General features: G+C 65.3%; 28 protein-coding genes. 4 read left to right on the top strand and 24 right to left on the bottom strand.

Annotation, left to right across the window (positions count from 1 at the left end):
- Positions 1 to 9: 9 nt before the first annotated feature.
- The 22 genes from AB7245_RS15160 to AB7245_RS15055 form a co-directional block, all read right to left on the bottom strand.
- On the bottom strand, positions 10 to 819 hold the full coding sequence (locus AB7245_RS15160; protein ID WP_439034390.1) for a head maturation protease, ClpP-related: 810 nt from the start codon (positions 817 to 819) through the stop codon (positions 10 to 12).
- Positions 816 to 2,153 carry a phage portal protein gene (locus tag AB7245_RS15155; protein ID WP_439034389.1) on the bottom strand — a complete coding sequence of 446 codons (1,338 nt, stop codon included), beginning with the start codon at positions 2,151 to 2,153 and terminating at the stop codon, positions 816 to 818. The genes AB7245_RS15160 and AB7245_RS15155 overlap by 4 nt, the downstream gene beginning before the upstream one ends.
- Complete coding sequence (locus AB7245_RS15150; RefSeq protein WP_439034388.1) at positions 2,150 to 3,916, bottom strand: terminase TerL endonuclease subunit; 1,767 nt, start codon at positions 3,914 to 3,916, stop codon at positions 2,150 to 2,152. The genes AB7245_RS15155 and AB7245_RS15150 overlap by 4 nt, the downstream gene beginning before the upstream one ends.
- Before the next feature lie 6 nt (positions 3,917 to 3,922).
- Positions 3,923 to 4,594: a P27 family phage terminase small subunit gene (locus tag AB7245_RS15145; protein WP_439034387.1), complete on the bottom strand. Its 672-nt coding sequence runs from the start codon at positions 4,592 to 4,594 to the stop codon at positions 3,923 to 3,925.
- Positions 4,595 to 4,636: 42 nt separating this feature from the next.
- Positions 4,637 to 4,915, bottom strand: coding sequence for a hypothetical protein (locus AB7245_RS15140; RefSeq protein WP_439034386.1), 279 nt, complete (start codon positions 4,913 to 4,915; stop codon positions 4,637 to 4,639).
- Positions 4,916 to 5,094: 179 nt separating this feature from the next.
- On the bottom strand, positions 5,095 to 5,235 hold the full coding sequence (locus AB7245_RS15135; protein WP_439034385.1) for a hypothetical protein: 141 nt from the start codon (positions 5,233 to 5,235) through the stop codon (positions 5,095 to 5,097).
- Between the two features lie 210 nt (positions 5,236 to 5,445).
- A complete protein-coding gene (gene nusG / locus AB7245_RS15130) occupies positions 5,446 to 6,102 on the bottom strand; it encodes a transcription termination/antitermination protein NusG (RefSeq protein WP_439034384.1) in 657 nt (218 codons plus the stop codon).
- The gene (locus tag AB7245_RS15125) at positions 6,099 to 7,220 is read right to left on the bottom strand and encodes a hypothetical protein (protein WP_439034383.1); all 1,122 of its coding nucleotides are present in this window, start codon (positions 7,218 to 7,220) and stop codon (positions 6,099 to 6,101) included. The genes nusG and AB7245_RS15125 overlap by 4 nt, the downstream gene beginning before the upstream one ends.
- Positions 7,221 to 7,329: 109 nt before the next feature.
- Positions 7,330 to 7,608 (bottom strand): ABC transporter substrate-binding protein, encoded by a 279-nt coding sequence (locus AB7245_RS15120; protein WP_439034382.1) that lies wholly within the window; start codon positions 7,606 to 7,608, stop codon positions 7,330 to 7,332.
- Positions 7,601 to 8,080 (bottom strand): SANT/Myb-like DNA-binding domain-containing protein, encoded by a 480-nt coding sequence (locus AB7245_RS15115; protein ID WP_439034381.1) that lies wholly within the window; start codon positions 8,078 to 8,080, stop codon positions 7,601 to 7,603. The genes AB7245_RS15120 and AB7245_RS15115 overlap by 8 nt, the downstream gene beginning before the upstream one ends.
- Positions 8,077 to 8,292: a cytochrome C gene (locus AB7245_RS15110; RefSeq protein ID WP_439034380.1), complete on the bottom strand. Its 216-nt coding sequence runs from the start codon at positions 8,290 to 8,292 to the stop codon at positions 8,077 to 8,079. Before AB7245_RS15110 ends, AB7245_RS15115 begins: the two co-directional genes overlap by 4 nt.
- On the bottom strand, positions 8,289 to 8,486 hold the full coding sequence (locus AB7245_RS15105; RefSeq protein ID WP_439034379.1) for a hypothetical protein: 198 nt from the start codon (positions 8,484 to 8,486) through the stop codon (positions 8,289 to 8,291). The genes AB7245_RS15110 and AB7245_RS15105 overlap by 4 nt, the downstream gene beginning before the upstream one ends.
- A complete protein-coding gene (locus tag AB7245_RS15100) occupies positions 8,483 to 8,791 on the bottom strand; it encodes a hypothetical protein (RefSeq protein WP_439034378.1) in 309 nt (102 codons plus the stop codon). The genes AB7245_RS15105 and AB7245_RS15100 overlap by 4 nt, the downstream gene beginning before the upstream one ends.
- Complete coding sequence (locus tag AB7245_RS15095) at positions 8,788 to 9,225, bottom strand: hypothetical protein (RefSeq protein ID WP_439034377.1); 438 nt, start codon at positions 9,223 to 9,225, stop codon at positions 8,788 to 8,790. The genes AB7245_RS15100 and AB7245_RS15095 overlap by 4 nt, the downstream gene beginning before the upstream one ends.
- Complete coding sequence (locus tag AB7245_RS15090) at positions 9,218 to 11,404, bottom strand: hypothetical protein (protein WP_439034376.1); 2,187 nt, start codon at positions 11,402 to 11,404, stop codon at positions 9,218 to 9,220. Before AB7245_RS15090 ends, AB7245_RS15095 begins: the two co-directional genes overlap by 8 nt.
- A complete protein-coding gene (locus AB7245_RS15085) occupies positions 11,397 to 11,906 on the bottom strand; it encodes an HNH endonuclease (protein ID WP_439034375.1) in 510 nt (169 codons plus the stop codon). Before AB7245_RS15085 ends, AB7245_RS15090 begins: the two co-directional genes overlap by 8 nt.
- A complete protein-coding gene (locus AB7245_RS15080; protein WP_439034374.1) occupies positions 11,906 to 12,175 on the bottom strand; it encodes a DUF2312 domain-containing protein in 270 nt (89 codons plus the stop codon). The genes AB7245_RS15085 and AB7245_RS15080 overlap by 1 nt, the downstream gene beginning before the upstream one ends.
- The gene (locus tag AB7245_RS15075; RefSeq protein ID WP_439034373.1) at positions 12,172 to 12,372 is read right to left on the bottom strand and encodes a hypothetical protein; all 201 of its coding nucleotides are present in this window, start codon (positions 12,370 to 12,372) and stop codon (positions 12,172 to 12,174) included. Before AB7245_RS15075 ends, AB7245_RS15080 begins: the two co-directional genes overlap by 4 nt.
- A gap of 3 nt (positions 12,373 to 12,375) precedes the next feature.
- A complete protein-coding gene (locus tag AB7245_RS15070; RefSeq protein WP_439034372.1) occupies positions 12,376 to 12,567 on the bottom strand; it encodes a hypothetical protein in 192 nt (63 codons plus the stop codon).
- Complete coding sequence (locus AB7245_RS15065; protein WP_439034371.1) at positions 12,567 to 12,857, bottom strand: hypothetical protein; 291 nt, start codon at positions 12,855 to 12,857, stop codon at positions 12,567 to 12,569. Before AB7245_RS15065 ends, AB7245_RS15070 begins: the two co-directional genes overlap by 1 nt.
- Positions 12,854 to 13,018, bottom strand: a complete 165-nt coding sequence (locus AB7245_RS15060) for a hypothetical protein (RefSeq protein ID WP_439034370.1) — start codon at positions 13,016 to 13,018, stop codon at positions 12,854 to 12,856. The genes AB7245_RS15065 and AB7245_RS15060 overlap by 4 nt, the downstream gene beginning before the upstream one ends.
- A 165-nt stretch (positions 13,019 to 13,183) precedes the next feature.
- Positions 13,184 to 13,426: a hypothetical protein gene (locus AB7245_RS15055; protein WP_439034369.1), complete on the bottom strand. Its 243-nt coding sequence runs from the start codon at positions 13,424 to 13,426 to the stop codon at positions 13,184 to 13,186.
- A gap of 96 nt (positions 13,427 to 13,522) precedes the next feature.
- Here AB7245_RS15055 and AB7245_RS15050 point away from each other — a divergent pair, with 96 nt between their 5' ends.
- The 4 genes from AB7245_RS15050 (at position 13,523) to AB7245_RS15035 (ending at position 15,457) form a co-directional block, all read left to right on the top strand.
- On the top strand, positions 13,523 to 14,149 hold the full coding sequence (locus tag AB7245_RS15050; RefSeq protein ID WP_439034368.1) for a S24 family peptidase: 627 nt from the start codon (positions 13,523 to 13,525) through the stop codon (positions 14,147 to 14,149).
- 94 nt (positions 14,150 to 14,243) lie between these two features.
- A complete protein-coding gene (locus AB7245_RS15045; RefSeq protein ID WP_439034367.1) occupies positions 14,244 to 14,717 on the top strand; it encodes a phospholipase in 474 nt (157 codons plus the stop codon).
- A 205-nt stretch (positions 14,718 to 14,922) separates the two neighbouring features.
- Positions 14,923 to 15,192, top strand: coding sequence for a hypothetical protein (locus AB7245_RS15040; protein ID WP_439034366.1), 270 nt, complete (start codon positions 14,923 to 14,925; stop codon positions 15,190 to 15,192).
- A 37-nt stretch (positions 15,193 to 15,229) separates the two neighbouring features.
- Positions 15,230 to 15,457: a helix-turn-helix domain-containing protein gene (locus AB7245_RS15035; RefSeq protein WP_439034365.1), complete on the top strand. Its 228-nt coding sequence runs from the start codon at positions 15,230 to 15,232 to the stop codon at positions 15,455 to 15,457.
- Positions 15,458 to 15,492: 35 nt separating this feature from the next.
- Here the strand turns inward: AB7245_RS15035 and AB7245_RS15030 are convergent, their stop codons facing one another.
- Both AB7245_RS15030 and AB7245_RS15025 read right to left on the bottom strand, forming a co-directional pair.
- Positions 15,493 to 15,831, bottom strand: coding sequence for a helix-turn-helix domain-containing protein (locus AB7245_RS15030; RefSeq protein WP_439034364.1), 339 nt, complete (start codon positions 15,829 to 15,831; stop codon positions 15,493 to 15,495).
- Between the two features lie 144 nt (positions 15,832 to 15,975).
- A complete protein-coding gene (locus AB7245_RS15025; protein WP_063986547.1) occupies positions 15,976 to 16,656 on the bottom strand; it encodes a response regulator transcription factor in 681 nt (226 codons plus the stop codon).
- Between the last annotated feature and the right edge of the window lie 3 nt (positions 16,657 to 16,659).

Below are 16,659 nucleotides of genomic sequence, written 5' to 3'. Positions count from 1 at the left end.
GCGGCGCGCTTAGGCAGTTCTTGCGAGCAGGTGCGCGCGACGCTGGCGCTGCCCCCGCTCATGTTCAGCGGCCGCGATCGTCGCGGCCTTCTCGCTGTCGCGGCGATCGCGCTCAGCGAGAGCCGCCTCGACCGCGGCGCGAATCTTGTCATCCGTCTGCGCCGCCATCGGCGGCGACGGCGCCCGCTCGAACGCCGAGACGTCCCAGCGCGCCCGCGCATTGGTTGCGGCCTTGTCCTTATCGCCGGCGAGCTCATCGGCGAGCCCGCAATCGATCGCCTCTTGCGGCGTCAGCCAGGTCTCGGCAGCCATCAGGCTCATGAAGGTCGCGGCATCCTTGCTGCCGCGCGCGGCGTAGGTGTCGGCGAGCTGGCCGTCGATCTTTTCGAGCAGCTCGGCGGTCGCCATCAGGTCGTCGGCATTACCGATGCCCCACGTCCAGGCCTTGTGGATCATCATCATCGACGCCGGCGCCATGATCACCTTGCTCGCGGCGATCGCAACGACCGATGCGGCCGACGCCGCGTAACCGTCGACATGCGCAATGATCTCGCCGTCATATTCGCGCATGATCTGCGCGATGCCGACGCCGGCGAAGACGTCGCCGCCCGGCGAATTGATGCGCAGATGCACGGTGCCGGACATGCCGCGCAGCGTCTTGGCAAAACCCTGCAGTGAGACGCCGCCATACCACTCGGCCTCGATCTCGCTCGACACGATCAAGTCATATAGCTCGATCGTGTTGCTGGCCGCATCTGCGCGGAACGTGCCGCGCTTGGTGTTGGCGGCGAGCAGATTGAACAGGCGACGGTCTTTCATGCTGCAGCGTCCTTCGGTTCGGTTGAGCCCTGATCACTCGCCGCCGGCGGCGTCGCGCCGGCGTTGACGCCGAGCTTGTCGGCATCCGCATCCTTGTCCCGCGGCAGCCGCAGCTTGGCGCGCGCCTCGTTCGGCTTCATGAAGCGCGGCTCGCCGGCACGGCCGACCGCAACACGCAAGGATTCGTATAGTGTCTTGGTGTCGGCCTGCTCGAGGTCGGAGGTGTCAAACACCGTCACCCGCGAGCGCGTCCGGAACAGCTTGCGGTCCAGCTCGCGTTCGATCTTGTTGAGGTACGGCCGCAGCGTGTAGCGCACGAAGCCGATCGACATCGCCTCGACGCCTGAGCCCCAGGACGTCGTCTTTTCGTTGTGGCCGATCATGAAGGGCGGCACGCCATAGGCGCGCGCGATCTCCTCGATCTGAAATTGCCGCTGGCCGAGCAGCTGCATGTCATTGGCCGATATCTGCAGGCTGGTCATTTTGAGGCCAGAGTGCAGAAGCATCGGCTTGTGCGCGTTCTCGACGGACCGGTGACGCTCGTCGACCAGCTCCTGGATTTCCTCAATCTTCGGCTTGGCGAGCTGCTGGTCGGTCGACAGCGCGTAGTCCGGTCGGGCGCCGTTGGTGAAGAACCGCGCCGCGTACTCCTGCGCGGCGATCGCGACGCCGCCGGCGTTGCGCAGCGAGTAGCGCAGCGGCGTCATGCCGCGCAGGCCATCGAAGCCGAATCCGGGGACGTGGATGATGTCATCCTGGTCGAAGTCGCGGGTCTGGCCGATCACCTGCCCGTTGGCGAGGTATTCAGGCGCGATCCGGTACACCATGCGGCCAGTTTCCGGCACGATCCCGTTGAGGACGCGCAGCGGGTGAACCGGCTCGAGCCCCACCGGCTTGAACATCCGGTCGCGGCGGATGATCGCGAAAGCATCACCCTCGGCCATGATCGACTTGACAAGGAATTCCCAGCCGATCGGCGCCGGCCAGCGCGCCGACATCTCCTCGTTAAGCACCCACAGCAGCGGATCGTCGAAGATCCGCTCGCGCTCGCCAGTCGGAATGTCGACGTTCATCATGTTGACGGGCAACGTCTGGATTGCGCCCGAGATCAACGACCAGCAGGCGTAGATCGCCGTCACCGTCGCCGCGGAATACTCGGTCAGGGCCGGAAGCCCACCGCCCCAATTCGGGCCGAACAGGTCCGCCCAGGACTGCGAGCCGCGTACGATCTCGGTCAGCGGCACCATCTGCGTCGCGTTTTTCGGCGGCTCGAAATCCTCCGGCACGCGGACCGCGGGTGCCGAGGTGCCGAGGGCGTCGGAAAGCCAGCTCATAGCAGCACCAGGCCGGCGGTCGGCGCTTCCGGCGCCGTGGCGAGCGCCTCGGTCATCACCGCCGCGACGACGCCGTCGATCGAGTCCTCGCTGCGCTTTTTCGCAGGCACATAATTCATGTTTTCGTCAAAGCGCACGTTGCAGTGCCCCACCATCCAGCGGGCGACAGGATTGCCGCCGTGATCCATTTCCGAGCCGAAAACCTTGCGCTCGAATTCCCGCGTGCCGAGGCCGAGCGACTTGGTGCCGAACCGCATCTCGGCGAAGAGATCCTCGGGCTGACCGGCCTTCACCATGCGATTGTAGAACTCCAGGGCGTTCCAGCTGTCCCAGCCGATCTTGGTGACGCGGTAGTCGGCGCAGGCCTTGAGCGCGGCATTGACGGCATAGTCGAGTTCAAACACGCCGCCGGGAATCGACACGATCGCACCTTCGCGCACCCATTGATCGAACGGCGTGCGCTCGGCCGCGACGCGTTTCTCGATCGTTTCGCTCGGGAGCCAGAAATGCCAGATGAACTTGGTGCGCTCGCCCTTGGCGATTGGCGGAAAGCGCAGGCACATCGCCGCCAGGTCGAAACTCTTGGTCGAGTCGAAGCTGAGGACGCACTCGCGACCCTTCAACTCGTCGCCGAAGCGCTTCCACGCCTCGCGATCCGGGCTCGCAGCGTCCCACTTGCGCACCGAGATCCAGCGCGCGAAATCCTCGACCCACTGATTGAGATGGTAGCGCCGGAACGCAGCCTCGCCCGCCGGCGTCACCGCCTTGGAAATCTCGCGCGCGAGAAACGCCTTGGTCGGCGATAGGCCAAGCGATGGATTTGCTGCAGCGTGCGCTTTCGGATCGCGCCAGTCGGCGTCCTCGTCCGCCGCAAAGATCACGACCAGCGTGGTCGGGTCGTCGATCCGGCCGTCGAGGATCTTCTGCGACTCCTCCCACAGCTTGAAGCCTGTCTTTTGCGACTTCAGGCCGGCGGTCGAGGCATAGAGCCGGATCGGCTGCAGCGAGGCGCCCTCGCCTTGGCGCAGCGTGTCGGCCAGCTCGGTCGACACCCATTCGTGCATCTCGTCGCCGACCGTGACGAACGGCGCGCGCCCGTGCTTGCCCTTCGCCTTGCCCGGCATCAGCCGGAACGCCGAGCGCAGCTCCGCATTCCAGAGCTGCTTGGCAAAAACCTTGATCGACTCGCCGGTTGTCGGCGAGCGGAACACGCCCGGCGCATAGCCGATCATGTCGCCCATCTTGTCGAAGACTTCGCGCGCCTGACTTTCGTCGTGCGCAAAGCAAAAGCCAGCGCCGCGGCGCTGGCCCTCGATCGCCCAAAACAACAGCGCCAGCGCGGCGAGGAACTCGCTCTTGCCGTTTTTGCGCGGCACCCACAGCCGCAACTCGCAGAACAGCCGGACGTGAACCTGCGTCGGCTGCATGGTCTCCGGATCGAGGATCTCGGTCGGAGCCTTCCAGCCAATCAGCAGCCGGACGATGATCTCTTGCCACGGCGACAACCGGAACGGCAGGCCCGCGAAGCGGCCAACCGTCAGCTTGAACCAGGTCGGCCAGCGGTCGACCACGGCCTGCGCCTTGGTCGCATCGTACCAGGCGCCCGGCACCGCGGCCGCGCGCTGCCACGCTATCCGCGCCCACGAATAGCCCAGTTCCTCGACGGCATGCGTCAGCCATTCCGGCTCCGGATGGAGCTGCGGCCCCGCGATCACCGCGATCGCGAGCGCGGACGCTTCCGTCTGCAGCTTTGAGTCCTGCATGCATCGTCAGTTCGGCTTTGTGCCTGGCGGGACCGAGTCAAACGCTGAGAGCGAGCCGATCGCGGACCCTTCCGCGACCGGCGCCGGGATGGGCTCCGCGGCCGGCGCGCTCTCGCTGGCATCGTCTTCCGGCGTGGCCGGCGCCGCGGCCGGACGCTGCACGGCGCGGCCGAACAGCGTGTCGTCGTCGAAATGCATCGCGCCGGCGGCGAGCAGCCGGTGACGATCCTGCGGCGAAAGGCCGAACTTGCTCGACAGGTCGATCGTCATCTTTGCGGCGTGATCGCGGCGCCCGACCGCGGGATTTTCGCGGGGCATCTTGTCGCCGGAGATGGTTTTGACCATGACCGAATAGCCCTTGGTCAGGATCTCCTCGTTCGCGGCGACGAATTCGGCGGCGTAGATGCAAAACATCGCGAACAGGTGCAGGTCGAGCTGCGAAAGCAGGTGCAGCCGGTCGAGCCGCGGTGCGTAATCGTCCCACATGACGCTCGCACCCTTCAGCCGCAAGTCCTGCAGATAGCCGGGCTTGTTCTCCGACGGCGTCTGCGTCCGCACCGCGACCAGCATGCCCGCAAGGCGCTCGGCCTCGAGGATCGCTTTCTCGGTCTTCGTCTTTCGCTTGCCAGGATACCCCTTGGCAGCCTGATCGAGCGGATTGTCGGGATGACGGCCCATAAAAAATAAAATCTCAGGAATTTCGCGGCAAAAAATGCGGTTCTAGAGTGCCGGTCCCGGAGAAGGGCCTCTAGACTTTTGGCCACCCCCCACCCCTACGTCGACCGGCAGCTCGGCGAGAGTGAGACGCACAGCGACCGGGCTGTCGAGCCAGAGATCAGCGACGACGATCTCGCCCCTGGCGAACATCGCCTCGAGCTTCTGCTTGATCACGTCATGGTGCCATGCGCAGGCAGGCTGCCACATGGCACGATCCCAGAAGCGATCGCGATCACCCTTGTGCGGCTCGACGTGGTCGGTCACCTCGGTCGGCCTCACCATCCCTACAGCCTCACACCCCTTGCAGACGGGATGGTGCAGACGGAACAGCCGCGAAGCGCTGTCCCACTGCGTCGTATACCCACGCTCACGTGACGAACCACGCTCAACGTCAACCGCAGCATTCTGCTCGGCGCGCGTTGGCGCAGGCCGAGCGCGAAACTGTTGAGGACGTGACGGCACTAGCGTGAGGAACGAACAACACGACGACGCGAAGCAGGCTTTCGCTTGCTCGTCTCGCGCTTGCGCCGAGCGATGTCGAGCAGCATAGCCACGGCGCCCGCGAGATAGCTTGCCTTGTGAAGTTTGACCTTGGTCGACATGAACGCGCCTCCGTTTGAGATGGCCTCACAAAAGGAAGGGCCGCTTGCGGTGTCACAAGCGGCCCTAGTCTAGGGAGGAAACGCCCAAGGAGGGCAGCGGTGACGCACAGGCGCGCTACCGCACACCCTACGCATGCAAAAGCCCGGCGCGATGGCCGGGCTTGTTTCATGTGAAACGGTTTTTCCGAATGCTTCGCACCCTGACCGGAGTCAGGGGCGCTCAGAGCGTTTCCGCTTCCGACGGCCCGCCGTGCTACAGGACTGACCTGCAGGAACCGGCTCGACCTGCGTCTCGGACAACTGGACCGAGGCGCCGCGCAGTGCGTCGACAAAGACGGTGAGTCGGCTATGGGAGTCAAGCCGCCTGACCTGCGCCACGAAGCCGGCGAGCGGCCCCTCGACGATCTGCACCATCTGATCGAGAGCATAGTCGCGCATGCCGAAGGGCGCATTCTCGGCAGCCACAAGGCCACGCACGACAGCCATGTCGGCAGATTTGAGCGAGGCAAAGCGCGGCCCTTCATCCTCGTCGATCGTCAGCCACTCGCCGACGTCGTCGATCCGCTTGATCGCCGGATTGCGCACATCGAAGTCGGGCACGAACACCATGCCGGCGAGGAACGGACGCTCGACGCGCTTGCCAAGATGCGGCTTGCGGCTCTCGACCTTGGTGCGCCGATCGATGTAACGCACGATGATCGGCGAATAGGCGCAGATGCCCCGATCCAGCAGGCGCCTCACGACACGCGCGTCACGGCCAGGCGTGACACTCAGCATGCACCAACGCTCTGGCGTGACCGGCACAGCGACGGGCTCGGCGATCGTCTCATAACCGACGAACTGCCCGATTTCGTAATGCATGTTCATTCGTCTCCCCCTGCCTGTGATGCGTCGTCGTGTGATGCTGACAGCGTGCCGTCGATGCGCGGCGGCCAGCCGAACGGCACGAAGAAACCGGACTTGTCGCCGCGCTGCTGCAATAGCGCGGGCCTGCCCCCGAACACGTGCCTTGCGAGGAACGCCTGCCAGGCGCCGAGCTGCTGCCGGTCATCGATCCAGAGCCAGGCGTCGCGCGGCGGCGCCTGCGCGAAGGCGAGGAGCTGCGGCGTCATCGTGCCGGAGTAGATCACCCGCCCCTTGCTCTCGAGCGGCCGCATCCGGGCGACCGCGTAGAGCACCTCGAGCGCGCGATGCTCGACGCTGCCCAGCTCGATCGGTGGCCTCACGGCAGGGCCTCCCTCGGCAGCCCCTTCGCCCTGCTTCAACAACGTCCAGCGTTTCTCCTCGAGGTAGCGCCAGCCCGCCGGGACGCCCTTGCGCCCTTGGCGTTTCAGCTCCTCGAGAAACGGCTCGACGCCGGCGATCGCCGCTTTCTCCTCGTCAGCCGTCAGCGCATCGGCGGCATAGTCGGTGCGGTTGCGATCGTCGACGGCAGCGGTCGGCCATCGCTTGCGGAACTCGGCCTTGAAGCGATCCTTGCGATCCCGCGCACGCGCGCCCGCGTCTCTCTCAATCGTTTTAAGGGGACGTTCTAAGGGGTCGTTATTGGTGCCCGCGTATGGATGGGCACCCGTGCCCACGCATGGATGGGCACCCGTGCCCGCTGGCGGGCACCCCTGCCCACCAGCGGGCACCCCCTCCCCATTTTCCGGCACTTCCGCGTTTTCTGCATGGCTCTCGTCGAGATCGTCTTCGGCATCGCGCGAGAGGCTTTTCAGATCGAAATCGTCGCGGTCGAGCTTCACGCGATACGCATAGCTCGACGACGGCGTCGAATCTTCCGGCCGCCAATGGTCGCGGCGCCGCTTCTCCACCCAGCCGGCCTCATACAGCCGCTCGAGCGAGCGCTGCAGCGTGGCGCGGCCGCATCCGATCTCGGCCGCCATGCGCACCTGGCTGCGCGTGCACCAGCCGGCGCGATCGATATGCCGGCCGAGCAGACACAGCGTCTGCAGGTCGCGAGCGTCGAGCGAGCGATCAGTCACCGCCCCCGCGGGGATGATCGACAGACGAGGATTTGACACGTGATGCCTTGAGAGTTGGATTCAACTGGACGCGGTAAGCAACAGAACGCTAGGGACAATCGCGGCTTGCCTACGGCCGGTCGTGGTCGATCATCACGTCGACGATCGCTTGCGCGGAGAGACGCTCGAACGCGCCGGTCTCGAGCGCCTTGGTCAGGCGCGGCCACCAGCGATCCGGGAAGCGCGCGCCGTTAACGGTGCGGCCGAAACTCACGACCTGATACTTTTCGAGCCCGTCGACCTCGCGGTCGGCGACCTTGACGACCAGCCTGGTGATGACCGTTGCCAGCTTGAGGGCCTGCGGGCCGCCAGACCCGAGTGTCTGCAGGATGAGGCTAGTGTCAGCCATCGGACACCGCGATGCTGAAAGGCCGCTCCACGGCCGCCGGAGCGCCCTTGGCGCGCTGATCGAGCGCGGAGCGGCCGGGCTCCGGGTCGCCGAAATAGCCGCGCGTGAGGTCACCGCAGGTCTCGATCCGCGCCTGCAACAACGCAGCATCGCGCAGCGCCTCTGTCGTCGCCACGCGGCCGCGCGGCACGAACGGCGGCGGGGGCAGCTTCGCGGGCTTGGCGGCCAGCGGCACATTGACGACGACCGGACGGCGCCAATAGCCGCGCGGACCGGGCTTAGGAGCCGGGCCAGTCGGCCGCGGCGCCCGATTACGCGCGCCCTGCAGCTTGCCGTAATATCGCTGCTCGCAGGCCGCCGCGCTGCGGCCCGGCACCTTGGCAGCAATCGCCTTCCAATTTAGTTGCGAGACGTCGCGCAGACGCAGGATGGTTTCATCCTCGTGGGTCGACCACCATCTGCCCCTGCTCATGCCGGCACCTCGACGGCTTCACAAACCGGCGTTGCGCCGCCGACCTGGATCTTCTCGCTACCGCGCCACCATTCTTTCCAATGGTCCTGTCGGCCGTGCTTATCGACGCCGTGGCACGACACGCAGACGATCTCGCAGCCCTCGCGCGTGCAGATCTTGCGGGAGTCGCCATTCGACTGGCGCGTCTTTTCGCTCCACTTGTGGCGCGTCACGCCTGCGATCTCCGGAAACGCGTCTCGAGGTCGCCGATGACGAGCGTGGTCGGCTCCGGCTTGGTCGCCTCCTCGAGGGCCTGCGCGACGTAGCGGCCGCGCTGGCGCCAGGCGATGGCATAACCGAGCATGAACCCGGCGAACGCGATGATGGAGCCCGCGCCGACCACGACGTTGACGCTGATGGTGATCATTCCCCCTCCTGCCCGGCAAAAAAATCGCCCTGCTGTTCCTTTTCGCCTGCGCCGGCGTAGTTCATCGCGATCAAGGCGCGCGCGACGAGGTGCCAGACGTGGATGCGCAGCCGCGGATAACTCTCGACGGCGCCGCCGCGCTGGCAGACGCCGCGATCGAGCTGCTCGCGCGAGCGGCCGCCTAGCGTCTCAACCGAGTAGTTGCCGAGATCCGCGGTGCCGCCGGCATTGCGGATGCGCATGCGCGCGATCTCGGTGACCTTGCGGGTGATGGCCGAATGCAGCTCGACGCGAACGACGATCAAGCCGGCCTCCGCAGCGTCGTGAGCACCTCGTCGATCGACACGCAAATGTCCGTCGCGAGCAGCGCCATCAATTCGGGCTCCTCGCCGTCCTGCGTCAGGATGATGCAGCGCTTTCCCTGCCCGCAGAACCAGCCGGCCTCGAGATGCGCCGAGCGACCACAAGGCAAGATCAGCACGCAGGTGTCGGCCCACTGCATGCCACGCAGGTCGCTCACGAAGCCGCGCGCAGCGATCGGGGACGTCGTCAAAAGCTCACGATAGCGAGCAGCGGACCACGCCTGCCAGTGCGGGTCGATCTCAGACCAGGCGAATCCAGGAACGCCATTGAATGGATTGCGGAAGTCGTAAACCTCATGCCCTTCGCCGCGCAGCGCTTCGACGATCGAAGGCTGTTTCTTGTTTCGCCACGACGACGCGGCGTAGATCCTAGCCATGAGATACCCCCTGCTGTTGAACGGATGCTGGCCCGACAAGCTGAGCCAGGAAGGCGCGGCCGGTCTCGGTGATCTTGAGCGCCTTGGTCGTGGCGAACAGGAAGTCCTTGCCGACGAGATGCCGCACCATGTCACCGTCGATCGGGCCGCCCGCATCGACGGCGAGCAGCGCGAGCTGCTCGGCGAGCTCGTCGGCATCGACCGGCAGCCGCGTCTGCAGGGCGCCGTCAACGACCTCGGCCGGCGGCGCGTCTTCCAGCTGGCGCGCGGCGTCGAACAGGCTCATTTGCGGCGCGCGGAAGGGCTCGGTCAGCTCGGCGCGCGGACCTGGCGGCGTCGCCTCGGCCTGCAGCTCGCGCAGACGGTCCCAGCCCTTGCCGGTCAGCGACCATTCCGTGGCGCCGAGATAGGAATAGCCCCGCGCACGGTAGAACTCGCCGAGATCCGGCGCGATGTCGCGACGGAGGTGGCAGAAGTCGGAGAGGATCGTCAGCGCCTCGCGCTCGCCGAGTGACGCAGGGTCGAACGTCGCCGGCGCGAGCCATTCGGAGCCCGCCAGCTGGTCGATGGTGATGGTGTCGACATCGTCATAAGGCGCGCGATCGTCCGTGGCGGACACAGCGGGGCTGGCCCTTTCAGACGAGGTGTCCGCCACGGCGACCCCGCCCCCGACCGCAGGCAACTCTGCAGCGAGGCCGGATTGATGCTGCGCGATGACATCGCGCCAGTGTGTGTCGACGGCGTCCTGACGAAGCTGAGCCCCGTCCGCGAAGGTATCGGCCCGGAACGACCAGCCGCATTGGCAAGTCGCAACGCTGAGGATCTGGTCTCCAGGATATTCGCGCGTCATGCTGACGGTGTGGACGCCGGTGATCGCTGGATGCCCCCAGAGCATTTCGATGTGCGCCGCGGGTGAGCCGTCGTCGTTATCTCGAGCCCCAGCGTCAGCATCAGGTTGCGGGCTCGGTGCCGACGACGGCTCGCCGGCGGCGGATGTCTGTAGCGCGATGTTCACGCCGGCCTGGTTGCCCCATGCGTCCCAATTCTGTGGCAGCGGGTGCTCGGCATCGACGCGGGCAAACAGCTCGAGCACGGGCAGCGGCGCGCCGTCGCTATCCTTGCCGACCATGGTCGCGATCATGCGGCGGTAATGGTCGGGCTTGCGCGAGTGCTCGCGCTTCCGCTCGCGATGATTGGAGCCGAATTTTTCGTCGCTGGCGGGTTTGGGCAGGCCGCGGCCGCGCTTGAACTGCAGCAGCAGCTCGTCCTGGTCCCACACCAGCAAGCCGGTGCCGCTTTCGTCCGGATGCTCCTCGTCGGTCTTGGTCCAGACGTAGCAGGTCGAGTAACTGTCCATGCCGAGCGCGAGCTGACAGGCATAGGCGAGCGGCAGGTCAGCCGTCGCCATCACGACCTCGCCATCGGCGAGCGTCACCTCGATCGTGTACGGCACCTTGGCGAGCAGATGCGCGCGCGGAATCCACATCCAGTGCCAGGCGTCAGGCTGCATCGCCTCGCCGACCCGCTCCAGATATTTGAGGATCTCCGGCCACGGCATGGTCGCGTAGTGGTTTTCATAGGCGCGATTGCCGACGCCGGCCTTTCGCACCCACGGCGGATCGCTGTAGCTCGCCGGATACTTCTTGCCGGACGGCGTCAGCGCCGAGGCCGAGGCCAGCGCCGAGGACAGATCGCGCCGGTGAACACGCCCCTTCTCCTCGGCATCGATCTTGAGCAGATCCATCGCGACGCGGCCGGCGCCGGATTCCATTTCCTCTTTGTGCCGGGCGAGCGCGCGCTCGAATTCGGCGAGATCCATCGCCGCCAGTTTCTGCGCCTTCGACGACAGCTTGCGGTCGATTCCGATATCGGCAAGACGCGGGCGCTCGTCTTCTGGCTGTTCCACAACGGCACCGCCAGAATCGCTCTTGCCCGCCAGCTGACCCCGCGATCCGGCGTTGAGCCCGACCGTCTCCTTTTGCGCCACGATCAGCTCGCCGAGCCGCCGCTCGGCCCGGAAACGGATCTGCGCGGCCTGGATCTCGAGCCCCTTGTCGCTGGCCTGGCGCGCGTAGACCCGCATCGCCTCGGCCTTGCTGCGAATGTCGACGACCTCGTCGACCGCGACCGCCTCGGCCAGCGCCTTGCGCGCCGCCTCATATCGAACCAGCTCAGTCAAAGGGGATCTCCTCCAGCTGGCGGGCGCCTGCGAGCGCATCGGCCATGATCTGGCCCACGATGGCGTCGAGCGTCGGCGCGGCGCCGCGCGTGCGGCGGCTAATCGCATTGTCGCGCTTGGTGGCCCAGCGCAGATTGCAACGGCGGTTATCGAGCGTCTGGCCGTTGATATGGTCGACGACATGGGCGGCCAAGAACGCCTCATCGCGGCCGGGATCAGCCGCGATCATGATCTCGCGATGCATCCGCACGGTCGACCGCGACGGCCCGACATTGCGCTTGGCGTAGTGCATCCAGCTGTCGCCGCGGCCGTTACCGGCATGCCAGACATTCCACATGTTGTCCGACAGCCAGGCGAAGTCGACGGCATCGACCAGCGTCCAGATCGGCTCGCGCTGCGACAGCCAGATCCGGCGGCACGGCGTCGCCGACAGGTCGGGCAGATCAGGCAAATCGAACGCGACCGCGCGAGCTTCCGTGATGTTGACCGGAGCCTGCATCATCACAGCATCCCCAGCGCTTGCATGTAGGTTTCGAGGACGGTCTCGAATGCCTCACGCTCGATCGGCTCGATCTTGCGCATGCGCACGATGGTGCGCAGCGCCTTGACGTCATAGCCGTTGCCCTTGCTCTCGGCGTAAACGTCGCGAATGTCGTCGGAGATCGCCTTTTTCTCCTCCTCCAGCCGCTCGATCCGCTCGATGATCGATTTCAGCTGATCCTTGGCGATCTGCTCGGCGCGCTTCGACGCGATGTCAGCGACCTTGCTCATGCAGCAAACCCCTTCCGCCAGAGCTGCGCGACCGAGACCAGCTGTGTGTAATCGCAACCCTCGAAATCGGCGTCGTACCGCATCAGGTCATGCGCGATGCGGTGCGCCTTCCAGGTCTTGAGATCGTGGCCGTTGGCGAGCGCGCGCACTGCTGCGGACTCAATCATCTTGACGGTTGCGAAGGCGCGGCCGGTCATCGCTCAGCCCCTCACCAGCTCGCGAAAATTGGCGACCCAGCCCGCGACCAGGCTTTCCGGCAGGTTCACCTCTAGGGAAATTTCCCAGGTGTCGCGCTTGTGCAGCCATAGCGTGATGACCTCGCGATAGCGCTTGAGCTGCTGCCGCGAGACGTCCGCCGCATTCGGCGACCGGTGACGAATGAGCGCCCCCATCACACGCCCTCCAAGAGGCCCGCGTCGACGCGGTAGGGCTTGACCTGGAGATAGAGCGGCGATCGCCCCTGCTCGACGGCGACGCCGCAGAACTCCGCACGCACGAACGGCTCGCCGTCGATCATCAGGATCTCAGGCGACACCTCGTCGATGGTCAGCGTCGCGAAGCTTTTCGCGCCGTCGAGCCAGCGCACCTCGACCCGTTCGGCACGGATGCGGCCCCGTTTGCCCGGCGACTTGTCCGCCGAAGCATTGGCGAAGGCGGAAGCCTTTTGGCGACGACGGCTCATGGGCGCCTCGCCCAGCGAAAGCCGAAACCGCCATCGGCGTCCCGCGGCAGCATCTGCATGCCGGCAGCGACCGCCAGCACGCCGATGACCAGTACAGCCGCCAGCATGACGAGAAAGCGCAGATCGTCAGGATCTGCGATGCGCGCAAGCGTGTCCGCCATGTCCCCCACCCCTTGTGAAAACCCCATGAAATGCAGTACCGGAGCGTGTTTTCCACACGCGTCCACAGGGCGCGCCGAGCCCGATGTGTGACCTTCCACAGAGATAAAAATCGGCCGTTTCAGCGCAGCCCGCGCTCGACCTCCAGTTTGGGAACCGGCATGCATTCATGGCTCGACCTCTTCGGGTCGGGCCACATCGTCAGGCCACACCGCCGCTGCCGGCCAGTTGGCCGAGAACCAGGCGATCACCTGGTCGTACTTACGAGCCGTGAACGTCTTGGAGCCGAGATGATCGAAGAAGCGCCAATCGCCCGCCGCGAGCCGCCCCAGAGTGCCAAGCGCGAGAGGCCGCGCGACGCGGAAGGCATCAGCCACGGCCTTCATATTGCGAATCAGCTCCTGCTCCATGATTCGACGGATAGTCGGAAATTTCCGATTCGTCGATATTCATACGTCGGAAAGATCCCATTCGCCTTTGGACAAGGCGCGTCGGATAAATCCGCCATGGAGAAAAACGAACTGCGCCAAAGGATTAAGACGCGGCTTGCCGAGCTTGACCTCAGCCCGATCGAGGCTGCGAAAGCCATTCCGGGCCTTGAGCGGAATTTCATCCGGGACTTTTTGGAAGGTAAGAAGCAATCATTCAGTGCTGGCAGGCAGCCTCTGGTGGCCGCGGCATTGCAATGGACTGTGGCCGACCTAGTGGGGCCGCCCCCTCGGCGCACCAGCCCCGGCGCGCCCAAACTTGCGATGGTCCCCCTCCTCGATCGTGTGACAGCCGGAAGATTGCGAAGCCCGGCGAGCCAAATTCCAATCGATGACGTCCCCCTCTTGGCATTTGCCGATCTAGGCCGCGGCGAGTTCTTTGCCCTGACGGTCGACGGCGATTCAATGGATCGCTATTCGCCGGAAGGCTCGATCATCGTCGTCAACCGCGCCGAGCGCAGCCTGGTCAACGGCCGCTGTTATGTCTTTTCGATCAAGGGCGAGACGACCTACAAGATGTGGCAAGGCGGCACCAATCCGCACCTCGCCCCGTTTTCGACCAATCCCCTCAATAAGCCCCTGTTTTTCAAGCCGCGCGACCTCGAGGTGATCGGCCGGGTTAAGCGGACGATTTTGGACCTCTAGGGACAAAAGTCGGACGTTTCCGACTTTTGGTGTTGACGGTAGGAAATTTCCGACGATATGTTTCCCGTGAAACAGATCACGGGAGATCGCCGCCGTGCAACACCTAACGGACCTCACCGCCGCCGCCTTTGACCAGCAGCTGAAGCTGCACGGCTTTTTCTATATCCGCACCGAGAATCGCTTCGCCGACGTCCGCGCCAAGGGCTGCCCCCGCACGGACGCCGTGATGCGTGGTAAGCGCGTCAATCGTCAGGCCACGCTCGACGCCCTGCTCGCCGCACGCAAGGTGCGCCAGGATGCGGCCGCCGCCGCCGAAGCCGTCCAGATGGAGCGCGAGCGTACCGCCGCGCTGATTGCCCCGCCGGTCCTGCCGGCGGCCCGCACCACGCTGGAGGGCGCCCCGGCCATCGCGCAGCTTGCAACCGACCTCATCGACATCACCACGACCAGCGAAGGCGTCGCGCTCGTCGACCTGGTCCGCAAGGGCTGGCGCCGCTCTCAGGTGTTCGAGCACATCGACGCCGCGCGAACGCTGGCCTATGCGCGCCAGGACGGGGCGCGAGCCTGATGTGCATCTATTTCCCCGGTCTCCTATCCGTCTGCGGCTGCCCTGATTGTCGGGCCTGCATCGACGGCGAACCGCCCTTGCCACTGCCCGCCGCGACCACGCCGCGTGCAGCACGCTGGCGTGATCTGCTCGCTTGCCGGCATTTCGTTGCCGTCGCGATCGAGGCGCCACTCGCCGCAACGCCCGTCATCCGGAGCGCGTGACGATGGGCACGCGCGCCAACACCCACACCCAAACCTATTTCCTTCGCCTGCTCGAATTCAGCCCCTTTGAGCGGGCGCCGCGCGGCGGCTGGCGGTTCGGCACGCGACGCATTGGTGAGAGCGTCGTCGCCAGGCTGATCGCCAGCGGCCGCGCGGAGATCCGCGGTGAGCAACTACACGCGACGGAGGGCGACCTGAGGGCGCATCTCGTCACGCGCCATGCGTCTGCGAGCGCAAACCCTTCCGTCTCGCGGCCAGCAGTGGTCTCATAATTCAGCCGAAGCCGATCAATCAGGAGATCAAAGGTAGATGAACGCTTTTGGACAAAGGGATAAAGTGCCGCTTGCAGAGCGGTTATCCCTCTCTCCCGAGGAAACCAGCGCTCTAACGGGCATCGGTCTTACATCGGTGCGCGAGGCGATCAGCGGTGGCGTGTTAAAGGCCAAGAAGCACGGCCGGCGCGTCGTAGTGCTGCCCGCTGAGATCAAGGCCTGGCTTGATAGCTTGCCCGATGCAAAGCATGAGGACGCGGCATAAGACAGGCCCGCGCGAATGGGCTTGGCGATGCAAATTCAGGAAGTCTGGCGCGCCCGAAGCTCCTCTTCGTATTTCAGCTTTTCCAGCAGCATGTCGGTCACGAGACGTCGCAATTGCGCGTTCTCTAGCTCTAACCGCTTGATTGTCTCCATGGTGCTGGCCTCATTGAGACCGGATGGCCGGCGTTCGGCCTCCCCGCGCCGGCCATCAACCGGCACCGACGAACCGGGCATCTTCTTCCAGCGATGGTAGGTCATGATGCTGACACCAAGCGCCTTCGATATCTCGCGCTGGGTCTTTCCCTTGGCTACAAGTTCTTTGGCTTGGGCCAGCTTGGCCGAAATCTCCTCCGAGGCATGCCTCTTGCCACCCATGATGGTCCTCTCCGGCCAGAATCTCGCCTGCCCGAAGTAAGCGCGAGTCGTGAACGTTTGATATCTGGCACACCCTTGCGGGCCGGTAAGAAAACGGTAAGCCACAAGCGGGCCTTGGAGCGAAGCGATTGATGTTTCTTCGCTTTATCTAATCCCGTCACGGATCATGTATCCGGCGCCGCGGATCGTGTGCAGCAGCGGCCGCTCAAAACCCTTGTCGATCTTGGAGCGCAGCCGCGAAATGTGCACGTCGATCACGTTGGTCTGCGGATCGAAATGGTAGTCCCAGACGTTCTCCAGCAGCATGGTGCGCGTCACCACCTGGCCGGCATGCTTCATGAGGTATTCGAGCAGGCGGAATTCGCGCGGCTGGAGCGTCAGCTCGTCCTTGCCGCGGGCGACGCGATGGGACAGCCGGTCGAGCTCGAGATCGCCGACGCGGTAGAGCGTGTCCTCGGCCGGACCGCCGCGGCGCCGTGACAGCACTTCGACCCGGGCCAGCAGCTCGGCAAAGGAATAAGGCTTCGGCAGATAGTCGTCGCCGCCGGCGCGCAGACCCTTGATGCGATCGTCGACCTGCCCGAGCGCGGAGAGAATCAGCACCGGCGACGAGTCGCCCTTGTCGCGCAACGCGCCGATCAGGGACAGGCCGTCACGCTTGGGCAGCATGCGGTCGACCACCAGCACGTCGTAATCGCCGCTCTCGGCCATGGCGAGGCCTTCCTCACCGTCGGCGGCGTGGTCGGCAATGTGTCCGACTTCACGAAACGCCTTCACGAGATAGTCGGCGGATTCGCGGTCGTCTTCGATGATGAGGAGGCGCATCGT

Origin of the sequence: Bradyrhizobium sp. 604_D8_N2_3 (assembly GCF_051810765.1) — a bacterium.
Lineage (GTDB): Bacteria > Pseudomonadota > Alphaproteobacteria > Rhizobiales > Xanthobacteraceae > Bradyrhizobium > Bradyrhizobium barranii.
Note: the sequence above shows the minus strand (reverse complement) of the source record. Positions and strands in the feature narration are given on the sequence as shown.

Excerpts from the sequence above, each read along its gene's own strand:
- AB7245_RS15160 (WP_439034390.1), bottom strand. The coding sequence starts at position 819 with ATGAAAGACCGTCGCCTGTTCAATCTGCTCGCCGCCAACACCAAGCGC.
- AB7245_RS15155 (WP_439034389.1), bottom strand. The coding sequence starts at position 2,153 with ATGAGCTGGCTTTCCGACGCCCTCGGCACCTCGGCACCCGCGGTCCGC.
- AB7245_RS15150 (WP_439034388.1), bottom strand. The coding sequence starts at position 3,916 with ATGCAGGACTCAAAGCTGCAGACGGAAGCGTCCGCGCTCGCGATCGCG.
- AB7245_RS15145 (WP_439034387.1), bottom strand. The coding sequence starts at position 4,594 with ATGGGCCGTCATCCCGACAATCCGCTCGATCAGGCTGCCAAGGGGTAT.
- AB7245_RS15140 (WP_439034386.1), bottom strand. The coding sequence starts at position 4,915 with ATGGTGAGGCCGACCGAGGTGACCGACCACGTCGAGCCGCACAAGGGT.
- AB7245_RS15135 (WP_439034385.1), bottom strand. The coding sequence starts at position 5,235 with ATGTCGACCAAGGTCAAACTTCACAAGGCAAGCTATCTCGCGGGCGCC.
- nusG (WP_439034384.1), bottom strand. The coding sequence starts at position 6,102 with ATGAACATGCATTACGAAATCGGGCAGTTCGTCGGTTATGAGACGATC.
- AB7245_RS15120 (WP_439034382.1), bottom strand. The coding sequence starts at position 7,608 with ATGGCTGACACTAGCCTCATCCTGCAGACACTCGGGTCTGGCGGCCCG.
- AB7245_RS15115 (WP_439034381.1), bottom strand. The coding sequence starts at position 8,080 with ATGAGCAGGGGCAGATGGTGGTCGACCCACGAGGATGAAACCATCCTG.
- AB7245_RS15105 (WP_439034379.1), bottom strand. The coding sequence starts at position 8,486 with ATGATCACCATCAGCGTCAACGTCGTGGTCGGCGCGGGCTCCATCATC.
- AB7245_RS15095 (WP_439034377.1), bottom strand. The coding sequence starts at position 9,225 with ATGGCTAGGATCTACGCCGCGTCGTCGTGGCGAAACAAGAAACAGCCT.
- AB7245_RS15085 (WP_439034375.1), bottom strand. The coding sequence starts at position 11,906 with ATGATGCAGGCTCCGGTCAACATCACGGAAGCTCGCGCGGTCGCGTTC.
- AB7245_RS15080 (WP_439034374.1), bottom strand. The coding sequence starts at position 12,175 with ATGAGCAAGGTCGCTGACATCGCGTCGAAGCGCGCCGAGCAGATCGCC.
- AB7245_RS15075 (WP_439034373.1), bottom strand. The coding sequence starts at position 12,372 with ATGACCGGCCGCGCCTTCGCAACCGTCAAGATGATTGAGTCCGCAGCA.
- AB7245_RS15070 (WP_439034372.1), bottom strand. The coding sequence starts at position 12,567 with ATGGGGGCGCTCATTCGTCACCGGTCGCCGAATGCGGCGGACGTCTCG.
- AB7245_RS15065 (WP_439034371.1), bottom strand. The coding sequence starts at position 12,857 with ATGAGCCGTCGTCGCCAAAAGGCTTCCGCCTTCGCCAATGCTTCGGCG.
- AB7245_RS15060 (WP_439034370.1), bottom strand. The coding sequence starts at position 13,018 with ATGGCGGACACGCTTGCGCGCATCGCAGATCCTGACGATCTGCGCTTT.
- AB7245_RS15055 (WP_439034369.1), bottom strand. The coding sequence starts at position 13,426 with ATGGAGCAGGAGCTGATTCGCAATATGAAGGCCGTGGCTGATGCCTTC.
- AB7245_RS15050 (WP_439034368.1), top strand. The coding sequence starts at position 13,523 with ATGGAGAAAAACGAACTGCGCCAAAGGATTAAGACGCGGCTTGCCGAG.
- AB7245_RS15040 (WP_439034366.1), top strand. The coding sequence starts at position 14,923 with ATGGGCACGCGCGCCAACACCCACACCCAAACCTATTTCCTTCGCCTG.
- AB7245_RS15035 (WP_439034365.1), top strand. The coding sequence starts at position 15,230 with ATGAACGCTTTTGGACAAAGGGATAAAGTGCCGCTTGCAGAGCGGTTA.
- AB7245_RS15030 (WP_439034364.1), bottom strand. The coding sequence starts at position 15,831 with ATGGGTGGCAAGAGGCATGCCTCGGAGGAGATTTCGGCCAAGCTGGCC.
- AB7245_RS15025 (WP_063986547.1), bottom strand. The coding sequence starts at position 16,656 with ATGCGCCTCCTCATCATCGAAGACGACCGCGAATCCGCCGACTATCTC.